Raw genomic sequence first — 25,233 nt, forward strand, 5'->3', positions numbered from 1 at the left:
GGGAATGGATGAAGCTACCCTGCTCAGAGTGCAGTATTGTGTCATTCAGGAGGCGTCGTATCCGTTTGTGGTTTTTGATCTCGCTGGGTGTTGCAGGTACCCAGATGTACTCACCGCAGGCGACGGGGCAGGTGCTGATTACCGGCTCCGTAAAGGATTCAGTTACCCAGTTGCCGCTCACTTCTGCACACGTGATTTTGGATGGGAGTAATCTGGGCACCATTACCAATCGGGAAGGTGATTTTGAAATCACACTTCCCAGTCTCCCGGCTACACTCATTTTTCGACACATTGGCTATCATCCGGCGCGGGTCGAATTGACGCCGAATGACACGAGGGTCATCCACATGAGTCTTGAGCCGGCGGCGATCGAGTTACCGGAGCTACTGATCACGGGAGATCATCTGGCTACAGGGATTATGCAGGAGGTCATTCGTCGCAAAGCTGCGCGCAGAGTTCACCTGGAGTCTCACAACGCGAGAGTATATACCAGAATCACACTTCAGAATCGGGACAGAATTGTTCTGATCAATGAAACGGTGTTCGACCGATATTTTGCCAAGGGCAGTGGAATCAGGGATGTCATCCGGTCCATGCGTACAACCTCTGACTTTCACGAGCAATTGGGTTTGACGCTGGCACCTCAGGATTTTTCTTCTGATCATGTGCAGATCAACGGGCTGTCATTTTTTGGGCCGACACACCCGGATGCATTGGACCACTATACGTTCACATTTGCGGGGCGTCGCATGTGGGATGGTCAGCAGTTATACGATATCTACATTGCCCCGAAAAACAATCAAGAAGCCACGTTGATTGGTCGGATTTCCGTGTTGGACAGTGTGTACGCACTTGTAGAGGCGGATTTAAAGCCTGCCCCTCATGTGGTCTTTTCTCCTGATACACGAGAATGGAGTGTCATGTACCGCCAGAATTTTGCCCAGGTGGACTCATTCTGGCTCCCGACCGATCTTCAGTTACAGGGTTGGATTCATGTAGAGCCGAACGGTGAGCGGGTCAGTCCAGCCGTAGTCGAACAGGCCGTCAGGTTCATTAACTATCAAGCCAACGAGCCTGTACCGAGTGCACCGTTTACGGTTGAGGATCAATTACAGGTTGATTCAACTTCGGTTCTGCGGGATGATTTGTTTCTAATGGGACTTGATATGGTTGCCTTGACTGCGCGGGAACTGCAAGCTCTGGAAAATCTTCGATGGGAGAAGCCGCTTACGCTTCGCGAGGCATTTCCACCAACCACTTCGGCTGTCGCTTCAGCAGTTGAATTGTACGATTTTCAAATATGGGACCGGCCTCAGTTTTCTTTCCCCGTCGTCGGGGGATTCATTCCTTGGTTTGCATACAACCGTGTTGATGGGACACGCGTGGGAGCGGGTAGAGTTTTTTCGGTTCGAAACAATCGTAAAATTGCCGCACGAATTGGTCAGTCTATCGGATTCGGCCGGACACGTCTAGGTATCGCATTAAATCGTCAGGAAACTCAGTCGCTGCAGACGTCTGTGGTATATGAGCAGAACACGCGTCCACAAAACGGGGTATTGATCCATACGGAGGCATTGAATTCGTTGTCTTCAAGGTTTTTTGCACAAGATTATTTTGACTGGTACTGGTCGAAAAGCCTTCGTGCAAGTGCGCGTTATGAGACGAAAGGAATTAGGATGATGCTTTCGGGAGAGTATTCGTTTGTTGATTCCATGCAGACACAGGTACGGCGCCCTTGGCCATTGAACAAGGAATTTCCTGAGAATCTATCGATACGACCGGGTCAACGACAGTCCCTTGAGTTGAGGGTTGCGACCGGTAGCATGTGGCACCCATACCACATTGACCCACAAAAAAGGGTTGAGGCCAGGATTGAATTTGGACATCCGCATGGTAGCCGCAGTGACCTTCGGGCCACACTGCTCGCGGACTATAATTTCGCTACATTCATGCGTCGTCGCCCAACTCCACCAAGGCTTTCTCTGCGAATCTTAGGTGGGGTTATAACACAGGATGCTTCTAGAGATCGTTGGCATGTCGCTGAAGGTAGTATGGGGCCAGTTGGGGAGTTGGGTACGCTGCGTTCCATTCGGAATCGGCGACTCATTGGACGTCAAATGATTGGGGCCCACTGGGAACATGATTTTCGTAGTCTTCTGTTTGAGGCACTTCGTATTCGTCCACTGGTGGACCATAATGTCAGTATGCGTCTTGGCGGGGCACATGTATACATAAATGGACGCTGGATTCACGAGGTTACGCTAAGTATTGCACGAGCTCCGGTACGTGTCAACTTCACTCGCAGAATTGATCAGCCAGGGATATTCGTGGGTTTTGGTATTGCGGGGCGCAATTAATGCATTATCGGTCAAGTTCCTTATAGATGTGGCTTTTTGAAGACAACCACCTTTTGACGCTCGACAAACCTGCAGGACTGCTTTCCCAGGCGGATAGTACAGGAGACCCAGATGTAGTGACATTGGCAAAGGAGTATATCAAACACAAATACAGTAAGCCTGGGAATGTATATATCGGATTGGTCCACCGATTGGATCGCCCCACCTCGGGAGCAATGGTGCTTGCAAGGACCTCTAAAGCAGCACGACGTTTATCTCAGGCATTCCGTGAGCGAAGCGTAAAAAAGAAGTATATCGCTCTTGTGGAAGGGGCCCTGACTGGCAGCGGGGTCATGGAAGATTATTTGCGTAAGGAAGCGGATCGGTCCTATGTGGTGCAGGTGAAGGACCAGGGCAAGTATGCGAGCTTACGGTGGAATGCGGTAGAGTCCAATGGGAAGGTTACACTGGTATCGATAGAGCTGATTACAGGGCGTGCTCATCAAATTCGATGTCAGTTCAGTGATCGGGGATTCCCCGTATTAGGAGACATTCGCTATGGTGCACAGCAAGGTTTTGATGGAAAGGACCAGATTGCATTACATTGTCAAAATCTCCGCTTTTTACATCCTGTAAAGAAGACCTCCATGGATGTCGAAACCACGCTTCCCAGTCCCTGGAGAAAGTTTAGGGAACTATATTACTAATCGTTGAAGTTCATATTTGTCATTGATAAAATTATCCAATACAGAAAACCATGAGCAAACTTGAGTTGGGAGCATTTTCCATGAGTCTGGCAGTCCGCGACCTTTACGTATCTAGTGAATTCTACCAGAAACTGGGTTTTGAGGTAACACACGAGGGGCAAGGTTACTTAATCATGGTGAATGGCACCACGGTGATCGGGCTTTTTCAGGGGATGTTCGAGGGGAATATTCTCACCTTTAACCCTGGTTTGTGTGCGAAAAACGACTCTGAGGGAGCATTGCTGGAAGCATGGCGCGTAGATGAGTTTACAGATATCCGGGCGATTCAAAAGCATCTCAAATCTCTTGATCTGGAGCTTGTATCGGAAGTGGATGAGAAGAAAAATTCGAACGGGCCCGGAAGTTTAATGCTTCAAGACCCCGACGGAAATGTCATTTTGGTAGATCAATTTTTTGACCGCCCCGACACGTCGGTTCAATAGGAGGTTGGTTGCTTCGTACGATTTGAACAAGATTCATCCGTTCCCCAGGAATATTGTACCAATTGAACCTATATGTGAGATGTAAGTAGTATATTTATTCCATATAAAAAATCACGGAAAATATGCCACGACCCTTGACCGAAAAACAGCAGGCTGTACTGGACTTCATCATAAAATATGATCAAGAGGATATGGGATGGCCCAGTTACGAGAGTTTTATGGATGAGTTTGGTTACAAATCCTCTAACAGTATCACACAGAATCTGAAGGCTCTCCAGAAGAAAGGTTACTTAATTAATGAAGAAGGCGGTTACCAGCTAAAGCCCGAACAAAAAGATGCTCGACGCGGGATTCCGATCCTCGGTGAGATCACCGCGGGAACGCTTCAGGAAGCCGTGGAAACGAATCTGGGTTATATCACGATAGAAACTCTTTTTCCCAATCTTGACCGTATTTTTGCGGTACGTGTTCGAGGTGAATCCATGATTGGAGCTGAAATCCATGACGGTGATTATGTACTCCTAGTGGATGATGATATTCCAGATGGTGGTATTGGTGCAGTCCTCTATAATGGTGAAACTTCTCTCAAGAGGATTTTCATGGATCATCAGGGGCTTCGCCTTGAGCCGGCCAATTCCGAATTCGATGATATTCACATCGCGCCCGACATCTTTGAGGAGGTAAAAATTCTGGGACGGTATATTGGACATGTGAATAAAATGGGAGTTCGGAAAGCACCGGAGATGTACCAAGTCTCAACACGGCATTACTCCCCATTCGGGAACGAGGCTTAGACCTATTCTGGTGTGGTAACCACGCTTTCCTTCAACTTCCTGAGGTACTGTGCCCACCAGTAGCTGGAGTGTCGGAAGTGGTGGTTACGGACCCTCCATCCGGTATGCTCCATACGCAACAACAGTTTGCCGTCGGAGTGAACTAAGCTGAAGCTCAACCTTGTACCTGTCCAGTCACGGTCTGCCTGTGTGAAGATCCAGGTAATCTGTTTGGACTCGGTGAGTTCGATGACTTGTGCTGACCAGTGATAATCTGGGTCAAAGTAGAATTCATATGTCCCTCCAATCCGGCGATCTGCTTTGCACCGATCGGTCCACCAGCTATTCAGTCCAGTTTCGGTACTGAAGGCTGCAAAAACTTTCGCCGGTGCAATATCCAACACAACATCGTGGTAGATTCCAAACATAGCCCTGTATAATGCCCGTGTGCTAGTGCTGGGTGGACCGCTCAGACGATCTCAAGTTGTGCTCCCTCCTTTCGGTATCGGTCATGCAAGTTTGATTGAGCGTTTCCAGAGGGAATTTCTAACTGCGCTATTCTTCTGAGGGTTGGGGAGCCCAAGTGCCAAACGCAAGCGGCAAACCAGTAGGATCAAGAGTATACAGTAAACGGCCAACATTCGGCAGGTCAAAGGCAGGTGCAAGAACAGTTCCTCCTAATTCAGCGACTTGCGACTGTACAGCATCTACATTATCGACCGTAACAATGCAACTCCAGTGTGGCGGAACATTAGGGTCCATGACTTCCATTATTCCACCGATTTCAGTTCCATTCGCAGAAATGATATAGTAAGTGGAGGGTAGTTCTATCTTTTTAATGGACCAGCCAAACAGTTTGCTGTACCAATCGGCAGCCGCTTTTGGTTCATTGGTGTGAAGTTCGAACCATGAAAATGCACCATGTGTGGTCAATGCTTCCTGATTACTCACAATGGCCTCTTTGTCAGGCTCCCCAGCTTCATTGTATTGGATGACGGATAGGTATGCCCCATATGGATCCAGAAGTCCTGCAAAGGAGCCAATCATAGGGACTTCCTGTAAAGGAACGATCAGGTTCAATTCATTCTCTTCAAGAAGTTTCTGAATATCATGAACTGTGACGTAGTACGTCCAACAGGGTGGGGCATCGGGAGGACAAGCCATTAATCCGGCGACACGCTTTGAGTGGCTGTGAAGCAGTGTATATGTGCCATCGGGCATTGGCATCTCGCTGGTGGTTAACCCCAGAAGCTGTGTATAGTAGTTTAATGCCGAGGGTATGTCAGTAGCTAAGAGTTCCTGCCAGCTGAAGGCGCCGTGTGTTTTGAATGGGTTCATCAAGAAAATTATTTAGTTACCAGGGAAGGTCAAGTGTATGTGTCAGATGCTCCATGTACTTCGCGCCATGACTGTAGGTTTGTGCAAGTTTAACCGGAAAGTCCGGTGTACACACAAACTTTTCAGACAGGGGACATGAAGCTACGAAGTGTTTGCATTTCAAGTCCTCAATGAGAGGATGATTTGGGTCAAACCCCTTCGGGGCTCGTTTTAGCTTCTGGTGCTCGTATCCTTCGGAGAATACGCTCAAAAAGTCTGGATCTTGGGTGATTCCGGTCCATGTATCCGGGTGTCGGGCAATCTCTTGCCGGATCCTGAGTAATTCTTTACTGCCGGGTCCCCAGATGCCAATTGCGGCGAACACTTCGTCAGGAGCCAAGTGAAGATAGAATCCCGGTGCATGCACATCTTTTCCCGCTGCATGCCGAAAGTGCACGCCGGCGGCTTCCTTATAAGGTCGTTTATCTTTTGAGAAGCGGATATCTCGGTAGATACGAAAGAGGGAACCGCCAACCTTCGGAATGGCCGTAAAGTGGGGACTGATTGTTTGAAGCGGTCCAGCAAATTCTGTGATGAATCTCAGTAGCGGAGCTTTTACATCCTGTTCATAGCGGGCGCGGTTCTCGTTGAACCAGTCCCGATTATTGTTGGCACGGAGTTCACGAAAGAAATCAAATAGCGCAGGGGTAATCATATCAGTAGGGGCTTCTTACAATGGGTTTGCGTGTGGATTAAAAGCGGTAAAACTTCGTTTCTGATTTCAGTCTGATGCTTAACAAAACTGGCAATGAAGGCTTTCGATAAAACACGAATCGTGGTCAAGATGGAACCACGCGAGGCGAATATAAGCAATGAACGGGAATACGTGGATGCAGAAAGGTTAGTGAATTATATGGCTAACACTGTTCTACATATGTTGTTCCACATATTTTTTAAGATTTTTGAGGGTTTCCACCCATCCTATAGTACAGGCCTCAAAGTAAGCATCAGCTTCAGCGCCCTCTGGGATGCCCGTGTGTGTAAGTTGCAGATGTGCTTCTGAGTTGCGCGCGGTAATTTCATAGGTGATAGACATCAGGCCTTCAAAGTCGGCTGGATCAGATTTTGCATAATACCGGAAGTCCTCAATCACACTCTTATATGGTGGATCATAGACTCGGTAGATCCCCGAAGAGACGTATTCGGGATCATCTTCATCCTCCCCCCAGGCGGCAGCATACATGCCATTTGTGCGAGGGATAATGATTACCCGATTTGCATTCCACCAACTGCGTAGTGCGCTCGGAGTGTGCAGCGCATCAAACAGCTCCTGTGGTGTGCAGGCGAAATTCTCTGAAAAAGAAAGTGTACGCATCTATTCGTTGGTCTGAAACAGTGCAGAACAAAAAAAACACCTGTTAGGTTGCATCATACACTCATGGATACGGCCACCTCTCCACTTACAATCCCTGTAACGGGCATGCACTGTGCTTCGTGCGCTGCTGGGCTGGAGCGCCAATTCAGACAACGCCCCGATACGACTCAGGTGCATGTGAACATTGCTACGCATGAAGCACACGTTGAGGGGCTGTCTCCACAAGCCGCCGTGGCCGTGATTCAAGAAGCAGGATATGATGTCGCTCAATCCAAGTTGGTTCTTCACGCAAAGGAGGAAGGTTCTGGTTTAAGTCAGCAGAGTATTGATGAACGCTGCAGCAGGCTCGGACCGCTGGTACAGGGAGAGTTATCGGGCGAAACATTGACCCTATCGTGGATTCCAGGTCTCGTGAAAGCAGAAGATCTGTTGGCTGCATTTCCTGAGTATGCACATACACCGGGCGGCAAATCGAAAACGTCTGCTTTCAATCAGATCCGCTTAGTGATTGCCGTACCGGGTGCCGTGAGCCTGATGGCCTTGACCATGCTTGAGGCAGCATCCCACATGGTATTGATGGCGATTGCGACCCCCATCGTGTTTTACTGTGGAAGTGAATTCTTCAAGCGAGCATGGATTGCATTAAAGCGAGGCGCCGCAAACATGTATACGCTCATTGCAATTGGGGTAGCAACGGCATGGATCTACAGTACAGTTATCACTCTTTTCCCGGCGTTATTTGATGCAGCCCCGCCTATTTACTTTGAAGCCTCGGCAGTCATTGTAGCTCTGGTTCTCGTTGGCCAGTTTCTGGAGTCACGTGCAATGGCACAAACCGGATCTGCGATTGAGGCACTTCTGCGGCTACAGGTGCCAGTTGCCCGTGTACAGCGGGGCGCACATTGGGTGGATTTACCTGTTGAGGCAGTGAAGCCAGGTGATCTTGTGATCGTTCGGCTTGGAGATCAAGTTCCCGTTGATGGGGAGGTGGTACAGGGATTTGGTGTGGTAGATGAGAGTATGTTGACAGGAGAACCTTTGCCGGTTTCCAAATCAGAAGGCGATATTGTGGTGGCAGGTACCCTGAATGTAGATGGATCTCTGACAGTGCGTGTTACGCAAACTGGTCAAGACACTGTGTTGCAACAAATTGTCCGCCTTACCAAGGAAGCCCAGGGACGCAAAGCACCAATCCAGAAATTGGCAGACCGAGTGTCGGGAGTTTTTGTGCCGGTCGTCTTGGTGATTGCAGCGGTAACGTTTGCAGCGTGGTTGATCGCGGGGTGGGGCTTAGAACATGCACTCACCACATTCGTCTCCGTACTCATTATTGCCTGTCCGTGTGCTCTAGGGTTGGCGACTCCTGCTGCTGTAGTTACTGCCACCGGAGCCGGGGCCCGGAGGGGAGTCCTGTTCAAGGGGGGAGATGCTTTAGAACGAATTAGTCGGATTACACATATTGTTCTGGATAAAACAGGGACGCTCACCACGGGAAAACCAGCGGTTCAGTCTGTTGAAGCGTCCCCAAAGCATTCCGTTCCGGAAATTTTGCAGATGGCCGCCTCGCTGGAGGTACACTCGCAGCACCCTTTGGCAGAGGCTATTGTTGCGAAAGCCAGAGAGGATGGAGTTGAATATGGTTTGGCAGAAGCGGTTGAATCGATTCCTGGACATGGCATTTCGGGGGTTGTGCAGGGTCGTGAAATATGTGTTGGCAGCGATGTATTCTTGGTTCAGAGAGGGATCAGTCTGCCCTCAATTGCCTCAACAGAGGCAAGAATTCATGTGGCGGTTGACGGACAATGGGCAGCGCAGTTTTCGATCACAGATGCACTGCGGAGTACGTCCAAGGATGCAGTTACACAGTTGCGTCATCAGGGTTTAACCGCCATTATGCTGACGGGAGATACAGAAAAAAATGCAATGGCCGCAGCAGAGCAGGTTGGGATCGATCATATACAAGCCGGTGTAACACCGGAAGGCAAGCTTGAATTTATCTCGTCCCTGCGAGGGCCTAATACGGTAGTGGCAATGGTTGGTGATGGGATCAATGATGCTCCTGCACTTGCCGAGGCAGACGTTGGAATCGCCATTGGATCTGGTACACAAGTTGCCGTTGAGACGGCAGATGTCACGCTTCTGCGCGAAGATCTGGGATCTGCTGCAGATGCGATCAATGTAGGTCAGAGGGCCATGAGTACGATTCGTCAGAACCTGTTTTTCGCATTTATTTATAACACACTGAGTATTCCTGTAGCTGCCGGTGCGCTATATGGAATGTTCGGAGTACTTCTCAATCCTATGTTGGCATCGCTGGCAATGACTCTATCCAGTCTGTCGGTGGTTCTCAACAGTTTACGATTGCGCAACAAACTTAAACCTTAACCCCGAGAGTCAATGCTTCCTGAATGGATGCCCAATCTGCACCCCATGGTGGTGCATTTTCCCATTGCGCTGATCATCGTAGCTTTTGCTGTGGATGTAGTTGCCTTGTTTTTCCGCAAGATTTCAATACTGCCGCGAATGTCCACGATCCTTTATGTCCTCGGGGCTCTGGGGGCTATAGGTAGCGTCGTTTCAGGCGAGGCTGCGGTAGAAACGGTGGCAGTAGCAGGGCAGGCGAGTTCAATACTGGCCAATCATGAAGATGTAGGCGAAATTGTGATGTATTATTTCCTGATCTACGCGGTGCTCAGACTTGCACTGTGGTGGTTTTCGTTCCGACTGGTGTTCTGGATTCCACTTACAGTTATCGGTGCGATCGGGCTGATCCCACTCTATCAGGCATCATCGTTCGGGGGGCGTTTGGTATACGAGCAGGGGGTGGGAGTCGCGATGGTAGATTCGATGGCGATAGAGTTGGAGGAAAAGGAGAGGGAACTCTTGAGAATGGGGATGGCAGAAGAGTTTTCGGGGCTCGGGGAAGATGGCGCATGGCATTGGCGGGCAGGAGAGAATGCTGTGAACACGTTCAATGCGGCATTTGAGACGGTGACGGGGCAAGTCGTCACCGATACGGTCCAAGATTCAGAAGGTAATTACTGGTTGGCATTGTCTATCGTGGAATCTCCAGCAATGATCACGTACGGGATTCCCGTCACAAACGTTGAATTACTGGCGGAGATGGATCTATCTGATTTTGATGGCTCCACACGCTTGCTTCATCATGTAACGGATAGTCTCTCGTACCACTTCATGGAGGTGGAAGATGGGATGATCCGTCTTGGAGTTTCGGTGGATGGAGAAATGGAGATAGAGGAAGAATCGAGTCTATCCCAATCCCTGGAGGTTGGTGTATTCAGGGTGGTTGGAGATCAGACACACTTCCGGGGATATTTTGATGGAGACCTTGCGGTACATGGGCATGGCTCCGCCCCAGGAGCAGGAGTAACGGGATTTGCCATTGTCGGGTCGGGTACGATTAAGCTCGCCAGGATGCAGATGACCGTGCTTCAGTAGCTGGAATGCTACTGAGTGCTATAGCGGATCTCCTTGGAGGGAGTGTATAAATGGCTTTCAAACGGGCCTCCTGCAAAATCTTTGGATTGAGGATTTTAAGGTTTGGGACATTTAATCCATACGGGTCAGTGATTCAAGTCACCGTCCCAGACGCTTCATTCCTTGATCGTATCTGGTTCGGTCAGCCAGCCAGCACACTCGTTCATGACATAATGCGGGCGGCCTTTGACCTCGTCAAAGATTCGTCCCAGATATTCGCCGAGAATTCCCAGGACCATAAGTTGGACCCCACCCAGGAATAGGATCAACACGACTGTCGAAGTCCATCCCTCGGGCAGATCCTTCCCGCTTATAAATACGCTCAGAGCATAAACGAGATAGCAAAAGCCAAGGAAAGCCGCTCCAGCACCTAGCCACGCTGATAATCGCAGAGGGGCCGACGAGAATGAAAGCAACCCGTCCAAGGCAAGCCGTGACAGTCGTTTCATGTTGTAGCTGGGTTTGCCTGCATGTCGGGCCGGGCGTGCATACTTGACCCCTACTTGATGAAACCCAACCCACCCACGCAGGCCCCGAACAAATCGGTTGTGCTCAGGCAGCGAGTTGATCACATCCACCACTTTTCGGTCCATGAGGGCAAAATCTCCCGCGTCCCGGGGGATTCTAATATTTGCTGTTTTGCTCAGAAAGTGGTAGAAACTACTGTAGCAGACTCGCAGAAACCAAGGTTCTTTACGATTTGTCCGTATCCCATAGACAACATCGTAACCATCGCGCCATTTGGCGATAAACTGATTGAGGAGCTCTGGAGGATCCTGAAGGTCGGCATCTAGGACGGCGACGAGGTCTCCATGAGCATGCTTCAACCCGGCACTTACAGCGACCTGATGTCCAAAATTTCTGGAGAAGCTCAGGTAAGCCATTTGATGATCGGATTCGGATTGGCAGGCCGCTTGCAAAAGCTGAAGCGTACCATCGGTACTCCCATCATCAACGAACAGGAATCGTGTCGGAATCCCCAAATCCAATGCGCTGAGTGTACGAAGTAAATCTGGTAGAACCTCTTCCTCATTGTAGCAGGGAAAAACGAGGCAAATTCCTGGGCTAGAAGTGTGTCGATCGGTCATGAATCTTCAAACGGGTCTCCATATGCTCCAAGGCCGAAGAGTGCATAGTCATAGCGTGCCGGATCGTTCCTGTTGAGTTTCCGACAAGCATCAGTCAGTTCAATGACGGCCTTCCAGTCATTCATTTTGCGGTTGAGTAATCCTAAGATACGTGCCTGGCGTCCAGAGTGAATATCCAGGGGTAATACAAGCTGACGGGGTTTCATAGAATTCCAGAGTCCTAAATCTACAGGTCCAGAGCGAACCATCCAGCGTAGATATAATGAAAGTCGTTTGCAGGCACTTCCACGACTGGGACGTGCGAGGTGTTTCTGCAGTCTTATCGGGGTATCGGGTTGGGCAGTCATCATGCGCATACTAAATCGCTCTATGGACGGATGTGCGTCGGTCTCCTCAGGCTGACACCCAAAGATATTCTCAACGGATCCAAACTGGCGGATCAAGAGACTCAGGTTGTGCGTGAAGGCAAGGCAGTCTTCTGGTTGAAAGGTACGATGCACAAAAGTACGAAGTACATCATGGTCTCGAACTGGATCGAACTGAGTAACGAACCTCCAGGGCCTGAATTGCATACGGGTGCATAGTTCTTCGAGCTTTGAAAGAATGACCGCACGCGATCCCCACGCCAATGTTGCAGCGTAGAGCCCAATAATCTCCTGATCGGTTCGATCCGTGAAGGCGTGGCATAGGCTGATCGGATCGTCAGGGATAAAGGAGGGAGACTCAAAGTGAGTCACCAGTCGATCAAGGTAGGAGGGGTTTGGCACACAAAATCAAGACTATGTTTCCCGGAGAGAACTGGGCAGGGGTCTAAGGATTGAAACGACTAAGCGCTAATCGGGATCTTGGCACCCCCTGATTCAAGCGATTTTTGTGCGGCGTCAAGCAAACGAACAACCGCCAAACCATTGCGAGCATCGGTACGTGGTGTCTTGCCCGTACGAATACAATCAACAAAATGGGCACACTCCATACGCAGCGGTTCCGACATTCGGATATTGGGAATATGAATATCGCCAACACGCGTAGTCATGGATTCGGCAAATCCTACATACCCTGGCGGGTTGACACCTTTATCATAAATACGCACTTTCTCTGCGCTGGTCATTTCATCAATAACGACCATCTTTTTGCTACCCACCAAAGTGATCTTACGGATTTTGTGGGGATCCAGCCAGCTTGTATGGAGATGCGCGAGTGCACCATCCTCAAAAAAAATCGTTGAGAATGCAACATCGCAGATATCAGGTTGCAAGTAAGCCTGAGCATGTACGGCGACCGCGACGGGTTCCCGCTGCAGAAAGGCTAGGGCGACAGACAGGTCGTGTGGAGCGAGGCTCTGTAGTGCATTTTCACGCTGACGTACAATGCCAAGGTTGACGCGTACGCTGTACATGTAGTATATATCACCGAGTGCACCGCTTTGAATCAGGTTTTCCACATAATTGAACGCCGGATGGTAGAGAAGCAGATGGCCCACCATGCAGTGACAGCCCGTCTCCTCAGATAGCGAGACCAGAATTTCCGCTTCCTTCGCACGTTCAGCCATGGGTTTTTCGACGAATACATGGCGGCCGCTCTCAAGAGCGGTGCGTGCAAGAGAGAAATGAGAGGATGTTTCCGTAGCAATAACAATCCCATCAAGGTCGTCACGGGATAGAATGTCCTGTGCATCCTTCGTGACAGAAATCATCGGATATCGGTCCTCAACAAACTGCCTCGCCCCAGGATCTGCATCACAGACGGCGACGACACGGCATGCCGGGATTGCGTCAAAATTTCTCAATAGGTTTTTGCCCCAGTACCCTACGCCGATCTGGGCTAGTCGAACTTTATGCATAGATCAGATGGGTTGCATGGTCAATTACTTTCTCTGCAATCAGCTCCTGCTGAGCAGGCGTGAGCTCTGTGTGCATTGGCAGGGCCAAGACCTCATCACAGGCTCGCTCCGTTTCGGGGAGCACCTTCTGATTTGATTCGGCCCCAAATACAGGTTGCCGATGCAATGGTACAGGATAGTAGATCCCATGGGGAATACCGGCCTGGGAGAGGGAGTTGACGAGTTCTTCTCTCTTCTTTACGCGAATCACGTACTGGTGATAGACATGGCGCCCCCACGGAGCTTCATGAGGGCAAACAATCTCATCAATATCTTCAAAGAGTGAATGATAGTACGCGGCTGCCGTGCGTCGTCGCTCAGTAAAAGATTCGAGATGCCGGAGTTTTACTTCCAGGATTGCTGCCTGGAGCGCATCCAGTCGGCTGTTGAGTCCAATCACTTCATTATAATATTTGTGTCGTCCACCATGATTCGTGATCATGCGGGACTGGGCCTCTAGTTCTGGATCGGAAGTGAGGATGGCTCCGCCATCACCATATGCGCCCAGGTTTTTTGAAGGAAAGAATGAACAGGTAGCCATGGTTCCCATACTTCCGGTGGGAATATCCCTATAGGTTGCTCCAATCGCCTGTGCATTGTCTTCGATCACAGCAAGATTGTGTTGTGAGGCGAGAGCAGTAATCGGATCCATATCTGCCGACTGGCCGAAGAGGTGTACGGGGATAATGGCTCGCGTTCGAGGAGTGATGCATGCTTCAACACTGGCCGGATCAAGACAAAACGTATCGGGATCTATATCTGCAAAGACGGGCACGGCTCCCAAAAGGGCAGCAGCCTCCGCGGTGGCAATGAACGTGAATGAGGGGGTGATGATTTCATCACCGGGGCCAATCCCAAGAGCCATATAGGCAATTTGCAGGGCATCCGTCCCGTTCGCGACTCCGATGGCATATTCAGCTTTTGTGTACTCAGCAAGTGCGGCCTCAAAGTGTGATACAACAGGACCGCGAATGAAATGCGCGGAATCCAAAACCTGAGCCACAGCTGCGTCGATCTCATCTTTGATTCTCAGGTACTGTCCCCTGAGATCAACCATCTGAATATTCATTCGGCTACTGATTCTCTAACCACTGATCTTCTGGAACCATGCGCAGGTATCGAGCGGGTACTCCTGCCCACAATTCACGTGCAGGAATATGATGTGTAAGGACACCACCTGCAGCCAGCATCGCATCAGGTCCAATCGTTTTACCAGGTAGGATGGTGGCTCCTGCACCGATCCGTCCACCGCGCAATACCGTAACCCCCTTGTAGTATTTATGGCGCTCTTTTGTTCGGCCTGCAAAATTGTCATTACTGGTCGTTACACCGGGTGCAATGAATACGTAATCTTCCAGTTTAGAGTAGGCGGTGATATATACGTTGGTCTCCAGCTTACAATGAGCTCCGACAGAACAGTCATTCTCGACAGCGACTCCTCGGCCAACAATGGTAGCTTCGCCAATGGAAACCCGTTCCCGCACAGAAGCCAGGTCCGCGACCATTACATGTGAGCCGACAGCGCAGCCACAGTATAGGATTGCACCGCTTCCAATCAGGCAGTGGTCACCGACCGTGAGACCTTGCTGCTGATCCGAGGTACGCAGCGTACTTTGTTGAGCCCGCATTGGCCTAGCTCCAAGCACACTATGATCTCCAACCCGGACACCGGCACCCAAGCGCGTTCCTGCTCGAATAACCACATGGTGACCAATCACACAGTTCGGGCCCAATTCGACATCATCTTCAATGATGCAGCCCTTACCCAGAATGGGTTTTGATGCATTCATCAATCACAAAAAAGCCCGTAATCCCAAACGGACCACGGGCTACAAATTTTCGAAATTTAAGCAGGAGTCTAAAGCGTTTCCAAGTAATGTTCGGCTGACTGCTTGTAGGCTCCGTAGACAGCATTCTGGAAGGCTTCTTTTGCTGCGTCCCGATCATTGACACTTACATAGGCTTCCCCCAGGACATAGTATATTTTTGCTTTATCCGAGCGACTTCCTGTATGGATGCCCAGTGCCTGTTGTGCTGCAGAGATCGCAGCATCCCCCTCTCCTTTGACATAATGTGCTTGAGCCGTATAAAAATACACATCTGCATCTGCTTCCATAAGCTCAGACAGAGATGCCAGTGCAGCCAACGCTACATCTGCATCGGAACGTGTGGGATTCCGTTTTCCTAAGGCTGTTGAGGCTTGGCCGATAAAGTGATCGCGAATTGCTTTTTCAGCTGCAAGACTCGTTCTACGATCCCCCGGTGCAGCGGATACGGCCATCCAAGCATCAATCGCTTCATCTATTCGCCCCAAATTCTTCAGGGCTAAACCTTTTCCATAAAGATTTTTGATGTAAGCGGGGTAGATGCTTTCACCATTCGAATAATGTTGGAGGGCACCTTCGTAGTCTTCGGCTTTCAGTGCATCGGTTCCCAGTTTATAGTCAATCTGAGCGGCAACATAACGAGCACGCTGTGCCACCTCGGCATCGGATGCTTCATCTGCACCAGAGGCCGCCTGCATAAACAGATCACGCGCCTCGCTAAATGAGCTTTCCTTGGCTAATTCCTGAGCTGCATTAAAATCCTCCTTGTATTGTTGAGCGGTTACCGGAATGGAAGTAACCAGTAATAGGAGTACCAAGAAAAATCCAGAGTGGATAAGACTAAGAGATTTCATTCTGCAAAATATTAAGTCGGTTTACAGTTTTGGAATGGTTAACAGTTTAAGGGTGCAACCACGTGCACCCAACTTACCGTTTTACCTCAATCAGGTTCCACGGGAAGGAATTAACAAAAATTACGCAAAAATCTTGCCAGTTACGTATCTCGGGCGGCACGTCAGAAAAAATACGCCCTTTCTCCCTAAAATGACCACAATTATCCGACTTTTGAAGTCAGGACTATTATTCTAGGCCCGAGGAATCCGGTGAATTGTCCTTCAAACCACACAGAACTCCGTCGAAGTGATCGGCCTCTATCGTGAATTCGCGAGTGTCCCCAGGCTCGGACTTGTTGCGATATCAGGCTTAAATACACAGCTGACTGTAGTAGGTGAGCCATTTATGATCCAGATCTCTGGTTGCCGTATATTGGCCGTACACCATTCCGGGGCATTTAAAGGGGGCAAGTGAGGATTGGAGACATGTAGGAAACGTAGAGAGCTATTATCCCGCGGGTGTGTGCACTTAGAACAGGTTAATTATAATTCAGACCGATGTTGTGTAATAAATATATTTTCAGTTCGGCTTTGCTGATACTTTTTTTTGCATTGCCTAGTTGGGCATATGCTCAGTCAGCCTCGGTTACTGGCATAGTTACAGATTCAGAGAATAGTCTGCCGTTGTTCGGAGCAAACGTGGTTCATGTAGGCTCGGGGCAGGGAACTGCTACGGATGCGAATGGGCAGTACACCCTTAGCGAACTGCCTGCGGGCGTCAGTTTGATACGGGTGTCCTACATCGGCTACAGATCAACTGAAATAGAAGTTAATCTCGCCGAAGAAGAGAACTTCGTACTGAATATAGAACTGGTGGGTGGTATTGATCTGGATCAGGTCCAGGTCACTGCCAGCCGACGTCAAGAGAAAATATTGGATGCACCTGCATCCATTGACGTCATTCTGGTGGAGGATCTAGCACGTGCAGTTGTGCCCTCAACGGTTATGTCCCTGCGGAACGTCACTGGACTTGATATCGCCCAAACTGGTGTAGACCGAAATGAAGTTGTTCTGCGTGGGTTCAACAATGTGTTTTCCGGCGCCACCCTGGTTTTGACCGATTACCGTGACGCCGGCTCGGCCTCAGTAAATGTAAATCTTCACAGCCTGATGCCGAATCTTTCGGTAGATCTTGACCGGGTGGAAATCGTGCGAGGCCCTGGATCCGCACTCTACGGCGCGGGTGTCGATGCAGGTGTTGTGCACTACATTACCAAAGACGCATTTTCGCATCCAGGGGCCACGGTTTCTGTCAGCGGCGGAGAGCGCTCGCATATGAATGTACAGGCACGTGTTGCGGGCGTGCTGGGTAAACGCGTTGGGGTGAAGGTCACCGGGTCTTACGCGACCGCGAATGATTTTCCTCTTCAATCCTGTGATCAGTCTCTCCTAGATGCCCGCGAATTCGATCGGTGTCCCGATCCAGAAGATGCAGTACAGATTCTCATAGATGGCGAGCGGGAAACAGATTTCAGCAAGTATACGGTCGCGGGGAATTTGGATTTTCGGCTTGGTTCCCAAACGACATTGTCTTTGAATGCTGGAACTGCTGCGCTCAATGGGACGGTTTTAAGCGGGATCGGCACGATACAGGGGGACAATTATCGCTATTCGTTTGGACAGGCTCGGTTATCCAGGGGAGGATTTTTTGCACAATTTTTTGTGAATGCAAATAATACGGGTGACACCTATGTCTATGGGGGCGATCCAGTTGTTGAATATTCTCGCCAGTATGTGACGCAGGCTCAGTATGACATGCAATTTGGTACTCGGCAGTCGCTGATTATGGGGTTTGATCTGGAGCTGACTCGTCCAGACACAAGAGGGACGGTTCTGGGACGTAACGAAGACCATGACAATATTGATGAATATGGACTGTACGTGCAATCAACAACAAACTTCACCAATCGCACCGAACTGATACTTGCACTGCGCGGAGACTATAACAATGTGGTTGATAAATTCCAGTTATCGCCACGTGTTGGCCTAGTGGTCAAGCCCACTCCGAATTCGAGTTTCCGTGCAACTTATAACCGCAGTTTCTCATCGCCTACGGCGAGCAGCAACTGGCTAGATTTGGTGGCTGCAACCATACCTGGAACTGACATTAAAGTACGTGGACGCGGGGCTGCCACCGGTTTCACCTATATGCGCAATCCAGAGTATCTGAATTTGGGTGCTTCAACGGACCTTGTTGCATCAAGTCTGTTGCCAGGGGCGGAGGGAGCTCCGACTCCGGTAGGGATCAGTACGGGGTTGGTTTATGGTCTCATGTATCAGTCTCTTGCAGCGACCCCTGATGAGGACATTGCCGCGCTGCTGGCAGCGAACGGTCTCAACGTGCCTGTACCGTTGATTGCGGCTCTCAAAGCGGCATTGAGTCCCGAGGCAACGGTCGTACAGGGGTTCAGTCCAGGAGTTTTGGGGGCGCTGAATCTGAGTACGGCGGAAATTAACCTAGGAGTGACGGATGTAGAAAATGTTGGTCCCCTCGAACAAACGATTTCCCAGGCCTTTGAGGTGGGGTACAAGGGGATTCTTGGTGACAATGTATTGTTCGCGGTGGATGCCTATTACGCGACAAAAAAGAATTTCGTAGGGGCTCTTCAAGTGCGAACGCCATTTGTCCTGGTTCCTACTTTGCCCCAGGATCTTGTTCGCGATATTTCCACAGGAATTTCGAACAATACCACACTAGCCGCAACACTTGGACTTTTCGGTCTGAGTGCGGAGCAGGCGGCCCAACTGTTGGTCGATGTCGCAGGTGGTTCACTGCCTACTGCAGAGACACCGATCGCAATCGTACAACCGAATGAGAATAATCCGGGGATCGGTCAGGTTCCCGAGATGATGCTGTCCTATCCAAATTTTGGAGATATCTCATATTACGGGATGGACGTTTCACTTCAGGTCATTGTCTCACGTGCCCTTTCATTATTTGGCAATATGTCTTGGGTGAGCGATGATTTCTTTGATCATACTGAACTGAATGAAGAGCTTGAAGACAAAGTTCTGGCATTAAATGCACCGAGTTTCAAGTTCAAACTGGGAGGGCAGTACGAACACCGGAGTGGGTTTAGTGTGAATGCATCTGGCCGTTATGTGAAGGGATTTCCCGTGGTTTCGGGACCCTACATAGGCGATGTTCCGTCCTATTTCGTCTTGGATATAGGTGCTGGCTATGAGATTAATTCTGTGCTGCGGGCAGATATTGGCATTAACAACGCGACAAACAGCAACCACCGGGAGTTCGTCGGGTCTCCTAGATTGGGTCGTCTTGCGAGTGCACGCCTAACGTATACCGCCGACTGGAGGTAGAAGGCGTATTGTCAGGGTATAGCGTAGCGGAAGTAGCGGATCAGTACGTCTTGTTGCCGCTCGGAGTTCAGGACTCGGTAGACGATTGCTCTAGTACTCGCATCACTGTATCACTTCCATGCTTACAATGGCTACTACCGTAAGCGTCTTGGGTGTTCAATTCTGCCGCGCTGATGGATTAAGATTCAGGTTGCTTGGTGCATGACGGGCAAGTCCTAAACAGGATACGACCATACGTAATCTTGTCTGCTTTCTCTGTCTGCAGTGGACATGGACTGGCTGTAGCAATCACGGAGGAAAATGTGAAAAATTCATGCATCCCAACTCTGCGGCGACGAAGTTCATTTTCGCAGTTCAAGATACCCTCAATACAAGTGAGACAGGCTCATTAATGCGTATCTTCGGCGTAGTCGAAACTGCTGATATTTTAAGATTTCGGAATAATCAGCGAGAATGAAGCTGGCTAGGCTTGCTAGGGGCTCAATGCAATGGGATTACTGGGTTTGTTGCGGTGAAAATGATCTCGGATAGAGTGGCAGAAAAATTGGGTTTCAACACCCTGGTTCGGTGGATGAAAGAGTCGCTGGTGAGCTCCATGGGGACGGAAGAGCTCAATGCAATACATCCAGTATCAGATTCAGGGGCGCGAAGGCTTTCTCTAACGCACACGGATGCATTGCAAGGTCATCTCTTGAGCGGAGATACGCTTCTGTTACAGGATTTCATTGATGTACGTCCATATCTTGAGCAGGCACATCCAGATGGAGCCGTTCTCAATGCCGAATCCCTGGATGAGGTACGCAGAGTTTGTCGGGCAAGCCGGCGAATACGGACATTCTTCTCCAAGGAAGGCTATTCCATCCTGGCCAAGGTGGTTCGTCCGATTGGATTACTGCAAGAATTAGAGCAGCACATTGAGCGCACCGTTGACTCGAGTGGGAGAGTAAAGGACACTGCATCGACAGAATTACGTCAAATTCGTAGGAGGCTGCTTCAGCGTCAGCAGGCGCTCAGGGAAAAATTGCGCGAATTACTGAGCCGGGCAATTCAGCAGGGTTATGCTGCGGAGAATCAATTGACGATGCGTGCTGGCCGGATGGTCATCCCACTACGCGCAGAAGCGAAACGGAAAATGCGTGGATTTGTGCACGATAGCTCCGCAACAGGGCAGACCGTGTACCTCGAACCTGCAGTCTGCCTGGACCTGGGCAACGAAGTCCGAATATTGGAAGCGCAGGAGCAGCGTGAAATTGAACGACTCTTGCGAGAACTCACAAATCGCGTACGTGAGCACGCCAATACGATTGAACGAAATCTGGTCATCCTGGGGAAGATTGATCTCCTACATGCCAAGGCACAACTGAGCATTAGGCTTGGAGGCGTGGTCCCAAAATTATCGGAGGAATCGGTCCTGGAAATTCGCGAAGGGAAAAACCCGGCGCTACTGCTGACCGGCAAATCAAAAGAAATTATTCCATTGACCCTGTCCCTCGGCGGAGAGACACGAACCCTAGTCATTACGGGCCCAAATGCAGGAGGCAAGACCGTAGCCATGAAAACGTGCGGTTTAATGCTTGTCATGCTGGGATGCGGTATTCCGATTCCTGCACACCCTGAGTCAATATTTGGGTCCTTCACTCAGATTCTCGTCGAAATTGGCGATGAACAATCCATTGAACGGGATCTCTCTACCTTCAGTGCACGGATTGCTGGCTTGCAGCAAATGTGTGAGGTGGCGGCAGAGGGCATGCTCATGTTGATTGACGAGATCGGAACAGGTACAGATCCAGCGGAGGGGAGTGCACTTGCACAAGCAGTATTGGAGCATTTTACCGCTTCAGGAGCACTGACGGTGGTAACCACGCACCACGGCACGCTAAAGGCGTATGCGCATGAAACGGCGGGGGTCGCCAATGGGTCAATGGATTTTGATGAAGACACCTTGCGGCCGACATTTCTTTTTCGCCAGGGGCTTCCCGGCTCATCATACGCCTTTCGGATTGCCAGTCGAATGAAGTTCAGTCCGGCTGTCCTAGCACGGGCCCGTCAAATTCTGGGCAAGCCGGGCGTTACACTGGAGTCTCTTATTGCAAGTTATCGGGATCGTATCTCCAAACTGGAATCATCTTCGAGGATGCCCGAGCCCGAGCTAGTCCCCGAAAGTGGCCCTGCGCATCCTTCATCCAGACCTACGGTGCGCAGAGCACCGGGGAAAGCGGAGCCATTACCCGCAGTTCAGTTGAAAGTGGGGCAGCAGGCCGTCATCGATGCTGGGAATTCTCCCTGTGAGATCCTGTCCATTCAGGGACGTAATGCACTGGTTTCTGCCGGGAATATGCGTATGAAGGTTGCGTTGAAACGGCTCACTCCCATCAAACAAACGAAGCTTCGGCGGAAGGGCAGGGTACGTGTATCTGTGCCCCGGACCCGCGTTGATCTTCGGGGTTTTCGTGTAAGTGAGGCGCTTGCGGAGGTAGAAAAGCTACTGGATCAGGGTACCGGTGCGAATTTGTCCACGGTTGAGATCATTCATGGTACTGGCACGGGCGCGCTGCGCAGTGCGATTCACAGTTACTTAGAAACTGCCGAGGTGAACAAGGAATTTGAATGCTTGGATGCGAACCCGGGAGTCACGATTGTGAAGATATAAGGCATGCCACCGAATTCGGTTATCCAAGTGTCATCTGCGTCTACAGATCCGCTTCTTTAGATTGGTTCTGTTGCTTTTTTTACAGAGATGAGATCTTGTTCTGCCCCAAACTCTGGAACGAGGGACATGTATGTATCAGGCCCATTTGATAATTCCGAACCATCTACATTATTTCCGAAAAAGCTTACAAATTTGTCCCCAAACAGACAGCAGTAAATCCTATATTTAGGTTTAACCTTGTGTTGACACGGGGGAAACATTAATCCGGGGATTTTTGCTCCCATTGGGGTAAAACGTAGCTCACAACCATTTCGATTTTTACCATGAAATCTATTTATTCGATTCTTTTCTCATTCCTAATTGTCGGTTCTGTAAACGCTCAGAGTACCATCAGCGGGGTCGTAACGGACGCAGAGTCCGGCTTACCTCTCCCAGGTGCAACGGTCGTTGTAGCCGGCACAGTTACTGGTACAGCAACAGATAGTGATGGGGCCTACGTAATTAGTGATTTGTCTCCGGGTACTTATGCCATTGAAGTGTCCTTCGTCGGATATGAAGCGATATTGCAGTCCATCACGCTTCAGGGTTCAAATGTCACGTTTGATTTTGCGCTGCAAGCGTCGAGTCAGGCATTGGAAGCCTTGGAATTATTCGCATCAAGGGCTTTAAACCGGCAAACCCCGGTCGCTTACTCAGATATTGAGAAGCTCCAGGTCCAACGTGAGCTAGGCTCTCGCGATGTGCCGTTGGTTTTGAATACGACCCCTTCCGTTTATAGTACCGCTCAGGGGGGTGGAGCAGGGGATGCACGGGTGAATGTACGTGGATTTAATCAGCGGAATGTAGCCGTCATGATCAATGGAGTGCCGGTGAATGATATGGAGAATGGTTGGGTGTACTGGTCGAACTGGGACGGTGTTGGGGATGCAACTACCTCAATTCAGTTACAACGGGGACTGTCCGCGGTGAATCTGGCGACACCTTCTATAGGTGGAACGCTGAATATCCTTACGGATCCTGCTGCGAATAGACGACGTGTCATGGCAAAGCAGGAGTTTGGGAATGACGGATTTCTCAAATCGACCGTTTCTGCTTCGACGGGATTGATAGACAACCGCTTTGCATTTACGGTAAGTGGTGTTCGGAAGACGGGTAATGGCTATTATGACGGCACGTGGACAGATGCATGGGCCTATTATGTCGCCGGCGCATGGAATATCAATGAAAGGCATCGAGTGGATTTCTATGCGGTTGGAGCACCTCAGCGGCATGGACAGAATCTGTACCGGCAAAACATTGCCGCCTATGACCACGATTATGCTCGTGAAGTTTTCGAGGCAGATGGATTGGACGAATCAACGATCTCAGAAATTTTGTCGACCTACCCGGAAGGAGGACGGCGCTGGAACCAAAATGTATCTCCCGTTTCCTCTTCGTATACCAACGAACAGCATAACGGCTTTGGCACTGTCCGCCGCAATTCGCGGGATATCATCAATGAGCGCGAGAATTTTTTCCACAAGCCTCAGGTGAACCTGAACTATTTTGCCCAGCTGTCGGATCGGTCACTCTGGTCAACGGTCCTCTATTATTCTGGTGGCAAAGGTGGAGGAACAGGAACTCATGGACGGATGCAATGGAATTTTTCAGGCCCGTCACGTGTGGTTGATTACAATGCCACCATCTCCGCAAACCAAGAGAATGGGCAATCCCGAGGGATTTTGCGGAACAGCCATAATGTGCAGTGGACTGTTGGGGCAATCTCCAAATTCAAGCATGAGCTGACCGAAGCATTAACGCTTGAAGCAGGCATTGATTGGCGTACCGCCTCCATCGACCATTATCGAACGGTACGTGACTTGTTGGGTGGGAGTGGGTATCAACGTTTTGATAGCGATTTTTGGGGAGAGAATGGCAAGTTGCTTCAGTTGGGCGATCGGTTCAATTACAACACTACCAATACGGTAGACTGGTTAGGTGGGTTTGTGCAGGGTGCCTATACGAGTGGAGGTATCTATGTCTATGGAATGGCAGGATATTCAACCATAAAATACTCCCATGAGGATCATTTTCGGGATGCTGGAAACGGGACCACATTTACCATTGCTACAGATCGTATTGGTGGGTACCAGATCAAGGGTGGTGCTTCCTATTTGGTCAACGACATGATTTCGGTGTTTGTGAATGCAGGGTTGGTATCCAAGGTGCCGATTCTCGATGGGGCACTGAATGATATTACGGGTGTCTTGAACCCCGACCCCCAGAATGAGCAATTTCGGGCGTTAGAGACAGGGATTTCATTTGAGTCTCTTGACCGCACATTGAACACTACCCTTAGTCTGTACAACACTGTATGGAACGACCGCACGATCACACGTTCAGTTTTGGTGGAGGACGGAGACGATGGCTTGATCAACATCCTTGGGTTGAATGCACTGCACCGCGGGATTGAAGCGGAGGTGGCTTATCAGCCACTACGTATTGTTCGTGCAGATTTGGCACTGTCCGTTGGCAACTGGAAATATACTGATGATGTGTCGGCGAGATACACGCCGGATCGTTCTGATCCGTCCACCCAGGAGACCGTATCGCTTTATGTGAAGGATGTAAAAGTGGGGGATGCGCCACAGACTCAGATCGCCTATGCGATCAGCGTTTTTCCTGTGAAGGGAATGTATGCCAAGTTTACCGGGCGTTCCTACACGGACTACTATGCAGATTTTGATCCCACAAGTCGCACCGATAGTGGGCAGTCGGGGCAACCTGTCTGGAAGGTACCGGGCTATAATGTGTTCGACATTAACCTCGGTTATACGATTCCTCGTCGTTTCGGGTCGGGGCAAATCCGCGTGTTTGCCAATGTGTTCAACCTGTTTGATTCACTCTACATTCAAGACGCAACAAATAACTCACGCTTTAATGCTTTCCGTGGTAATGGTACGGGAGCAAACAGAGCGGATGACGCAGAAGTTTTTCTGGGGCTACCACGGTCCTTCAACCTCGGATTGCAGGTTACACTTCAGTAGCCGACTGAGTAATAAATGCGCTTTTGATGGCCGGTGTGCAGTTTTTGTGAACGACAGCTTGAATG

General features: G+C 49.9%; 19 protein-coding genes. 9 read left to right on the forward strand and 10 right to left on the reverse strand.

Going from position 1 to position 25,233, the window contains the following annotated elements; all coding sequences use genetic code 11:
* Nucleotides 1-8 precede the first annotated feature (8 nt).
* The 4 genes from F4Y64_06360 to F4Y64_06375 all read left to right on the forward strand — a co-directional run bounded on the left by F4Y64_06360 (nucleotide 9) and on the right by F4Y64_06375 (nucleotide 4,319).
* Complete coding sequence (locus F4Y64_06360; protein MXX97222.1) at nucleotides 9-2,357, forward strand: carboxypeptidase-like regulatory domain-containing protein; 2,349 nt, start codon at nucleotides 9-11, stop codon at nucleotides 2,355-2,357.
* A 26-nt stretch (nucleotides 2,358-2,383) separates the two neighbouring features.
* Entirely contained in the window at nucleotides 2,384-3,043 is a 660-nt protein-coding gene (locus tag F4Y64_06365; GenBank protein ID MXX97223.1) for an RluA family pseudouridine synthase, read from the forward strand.
* Between the two features lie 50 nt (nucleotides 3,044-3,093).
* Complete coding sequence (locus F4Y64_06370; GenBank protein MXX97224.1) at nucleotides 3,094-3,525, forward strand: VOC family protein; 432 nt, start codon at nucleotides 3,094-3,096, stop codon at nucleotides 3,523-3,525.
* A 122-nt stretch (nucleotides 3,526-3,647) separates the two neighbouring features.
* The gene (locus tag F4Y64_06375) at nucleotides 3,648-4,319 is read left to right on the forward strand and encodes a repressor LexA (GenBank protein ID MXX97225.1); all 672 of its coding nucleotides are present in this window, start codon (nucleotides 3,648-3,650) and stop codon (nucleotides 4,317-4,319) included.
* Between the two features lie 2 nt (nucleotides 4,320-4,321).
* Here F4Y64_06375 and F4Y64_06380 read toward each other — a convergent pair whose 3' ends face one another.
* The 4 genes from F4Y64_06380 to F4Y64_06395 form a co-directional block, all read right to left on the reverse strand.
* Complete coding sequence (locus F4Y64_06380) at nucleotides 4,322-4,726, reverse strand: SRPBCC domain-containing protein (GenBank protein ID MXX97226.1); 405 nt, start codon at nucleotides 4,724-4,726, stop codon at nucleotides 4,322-4,324.
* Nucleotides 4,727-4,853: 127 nt separating this feature from the next.
* Complete coding sequence (locus F4Y64_06385) at nucleotides 4,854-5,636, reverse strand: VOC family protein (GenBank protein ID MXX97227.1); 783 nt, start codon at nucleotides 5,634-5,636, stop codon at nucleotides 4,854-4,856.
* Between the two features lie 16 nt (nucleotides 5,637-5,652).
* Nucleotides 5,653-6,330: a DUF2461 domain-containing protein gene (locus tag F4Y64_06390; GenBank protein ID MXX97228.1), complete on the reverse strand. Its 678-nt coding sequence runs from the start codon at nucleotides 6,328-6,330 to the stop codon at nucleotides 5,653-5,655.
* A 213-nt stretch (nucleotides 6,331-6,543) separates the two neighbouring features.
* A complete protein-coding gene (locus F4Y64_06395) occupies nucleotides 6,544-6,990 on the reverse strand; it encodes an SRPBCC domain-containing protein (protein MXX97229.1) in 447 nt (148 codons plus the stop codon).
* 63 nt (nucleotides 6,991-7,053) lie between these two features.
* Here F4Y64_06395 and cadA point away from each other — a divergent pair, with 63 nt between their 5' ends.
* Together cadA and F4Y64_06405 are read left to right on the forward strand one after the other, a co-directional pair.
* Nucleotides 7,054-9,375, forward strand: coding sequence for a cadmium-translocating P-type ATPase (gene cadA, locus F4Y64_06400; protein MXX97230.1), 2,322 nt, complete (start codon nucleotides 7,054-7,056; stop codon nucleotides 9,373-9,375).
* Between the two features lie 27 nt (nucleotides 9,376-9,402).
* Nucleotides 9,403-10,449, forward strand: a complete 1,047-nt coding sequence (locus F4Y64_06405) for a hypothetical protein (GenBank protein MXX97231.1) — start codon at nucleotides 9,403-9,405, stop codon at nucleotides 10,447-10,449.
* 155 nt (nucleotides 10,450-10,604) lie between these two features.
* Here F4Y64_06405 and F4Y64_06410 read toward each other — a convergent pair whose 3' ends face one another.
* The 6 genes from F4Y64_06410 to F4Y64_06435 form a co-directional block, all read right to left on the reverse strand.
* Complete coding sequence (locus F4Y64_06410; GenBank protein ID MXX97232.1) at nucleotides 10,605-11,576, reverse strand: glycosyltransferase family 2 protein; 972 nt, start codon at nucleotides 11,574-11,576, stop codon at nucleotides 10,605-10,607.
* Nucleotides 11,573-12,343 (reverse strand): TIGR02757 family protein, encoded by a 771-nt coding sequence (locus F4Y64_06415; GenBank protein ID MXX97233.1) that lies wholly within the window; start codon nucleotides 12,341-12,343, stop codon nucleotides 11,573-11,575. The genes F4Y64_06410 and F4Y64_06415 overlap by 4 nt, the downstream gene beginning before the upstream one ends.
* A 59-nt stretch (nucleotides 12,344-12,402) precedes the next feature.
* A complete protein-coding gene (locus F4Y64_06420; GenBank protein ID MXX97234.1) occupies nucleotides 12,403-13,416 on the reverse strand; it encodes a Gfo/Idh/MocA family oxidoreductase in 1,014 nt (337 codons plus the stop codon).
* Nucleotides 13,409-14,524: a DegT/DnrJ/EryC1/StrS family aminotransferase gene (locus F4Y64_06425; GenBank protein MXX97235.1), complete on the reverse strand. Its 1,116-nt coding sequence runs from the start codon at nucleotides 14,522-14,524 to the stop codon at nucleotides 13,409-13,411. Before F4Y64_06425 ends, F4Y64_06420 begins: the two co-directional genes overlap by 8 nt.
* A gap of 4 nt (nucleotides 14,525-14,528) precedes the next feature.
* Nucleotides 14,529-15,245, reverse strand: coding sequence for an N-acetyltransferase (locus F4Y64_06430; GenBank protein ID MXX97236.1), 717 nt, complete (start codon nucleotides 15,243-15,245; stop codon nucleotides 14,529-14,531).
* A gap of 68 nt (nucleotides 15,246-15,313) precedes the next feature.
* Nucleotides 15,314-16,135, reverse strand: coding sequence for a hypothetical protein (locus tag F4Y64_06435; protein ID MXX97237.1), 822 nt, complete (start codon nucleotides 16,133-16,135; stop codon nucleotides 15,314-15,316).
* A gap of 537 nt (nucleotides 16,136-16,672) precedes the next feature.
* Between F4Y64_06435 and F4Y64_06440 the strand changes: the two genes are divergently transcribed.
* The 3 genes from F4Y64_06440 to F4Y64_06450 all read left to right on the forward strand — a co-directional run bounded on the left by F4Y64_06440 (nucleotide 16,673) and on the right by F4Y64_06450 (nucleotide 25,168).
* Nucleotides 16,673-19,492, forward strand: coding sequence for a TonB-dependent receptor plug domain-containing protein (locus tag F4Y64_06440; protein MXX97238.1), 2,820 nt, complete (start codon nucleotides 16,673-16,675; stop codon nucleotides 19,490-19,492).
* A 517-nt stretch (nucleotides 19,493-20,009) separates the two neighbouring features.
* On the forward strand, nucleotides 20,010-22,142 hold the full coding sequence (locus F4Y64_06445; GenBank protein ID MXX97239.1) for an endonuclease MutS2: 2,133 nt from the start codon (nucleotides 20,010-20,012) through the stop codon (nucleotides 22,140-22,142).
* Between the two features lie 323 nt (nucleotides 22,143-22,465).
* Complete coding sequence (locus F4Y64_06450) at nucleotides 22,466-25,168, forward strand: TonB-dependent receptor (GenBank protein MXX97240.1); 2,703 nt, start codon at nucleotides 22,466-22,468, stop codon at nucleotides 25,166-25,168.
* Nucleotides 25,169-25,233 lie beyond the last annotated feature (65 nt).

It is taken from the genome of Rhodothermaceae bacterium, from assembly GCA_009838195.1.
GTDB lineage: Bacteria > Bacteroidota > Rhodothermia > Rhodothermales > Bin80 > Bin80.

What these genes read in the sequence shown, in the direction of transcription:
- F4Y64_06360 (MXX97222.1), top strand. Translation starts at nt 9, where the DNA reads ATGAAGCTACCCTGCTCAGAGTGCAGTATTGTGTCATTCAGGAGGCGT.
- F4Y64_06365 (MXX97223.1), top strand. Translation starts at nt 2,384, where the DNA reads ATGTGGCTTTTTGAAGACAACCACCTTTTGACGCTCGACAAACCTGCA.
- F4Y64_06370 (MXX97224.1), top strand. Translation starts at nt 3,094, where the DNA reads ATGAGCAAACTTGAGTTGGGAGCATTTTCCATGAGTCTGGCAGTCCGC.
- F4Y64_06375 (MXX97225.1), top strand. Translation starts at nt 3,648, where the DNA reads ATGCCACGACCCTTGACCGAAAAACAGCAGGCTGTACTGGACTTCATC.
- F4Y64_06380 (MXX97226.1), bottom strand. Translation starts at nt 4,726, where the DNA reads ATGTTTGGAATCTACCACGATGTTGTGTTGGATATTGCACCGGCGAAA.
- F4Y64_06385 (MXX97227.1), bottom strand. Translation starts at nt 5,636, where the DNA reads ATGAACCCATTCAAAACACACGGCGCCTTCAGCTGGCAGGAACTCTTA.
- F4Y64_06390 (MXX97228.1), bottom strand. Translation starts at nt 6,330, where the DNA reads ATGATTACCCCTGCGCTATTTGATTTCTTTCGTGAACTCCGTGCCAAC.
- F4Y64_06395 (MXX97229.1), bottom strand. Translation starts at nt 6,990, where the DNA reads ATGCGTACACTTTCTTTTTCAGAGAATTTCGCCTGCACACCACAGGAG.
- cadA (MXX97230.1), top strand. Translation starts at nt 7,054, where the DNA reads ATGGATACGGCCACCTCTCCACTTACAATCCCTGTAACGGGCATGCAC.
- F4Y64_06405 (MXX97231.1), top strand. Translation starts at nt 9,403, where the DNA reads ATGCCCAATCTGCACCCCATGGTGGTGCATTTTCCCATTGCGCTGATC.
- F4Y64_06410 (MXX97232.1), bottom strand. Translation starts at nt 11,576, where the DNA reads ATGACCGATCGACACACTTCTAGCCCAGGAATTTGCCTCGTTTTTCCC.
- F4Y64_06420 (MXX97234.1), bottom strand. Translation starts at nt 13,416, where the DNA reads ATGCATAAAGTTCGACTAGCCCAGATCGGCGTAGGGTACTGGGGCAAA.
- F4Y64_06425 (MXX97235.1), bottom strand. Translation starts at nt 14,524, where the DNA reads ATGAATATTCAGATGGTTGATCTCAGGGGACAGTACCTGAGAATCAAA.
- F4Y64_06430 (MXX97236.1), bottom strand. Translation starts at nt 15,245, where the DNA reads ATGAATGCATCAAAACCCATTCTGGGTAAGGGCTGCATCATTGAAGAT.
- F4Y64_06435 (MXX97237.1), bottom strand. Translation starts at nt 16,135, where the DNA reads ATGAAATCTCTTAGTCTTATCCACTCTGGATTTTTCTTGGTACTCCTA.
- F4Y64_06440 (MXX97238.1), top strand. Translation starts at nt 16,673, where the DNA reads ATGTTGTGTAATAAATATATTTTCAGTTCGGCTTTGCTGATACTTTTT.
- F4Y64_06445 (MXX97239.1), top strand. Translation starts at nt 20,010, where the DNA reads ATGATCTCGGATAGAGTGGCAGAAAAATTGGGTTTCAACACCCTGGTT.
- F4Y64_06450 (MXX97240.1), top strand. Translation starts at nt 22,466, where the DNA reads ATGAAATCTATTTATTCGATTCTTTTCTCATTCCTAATTGTCGGTTCT.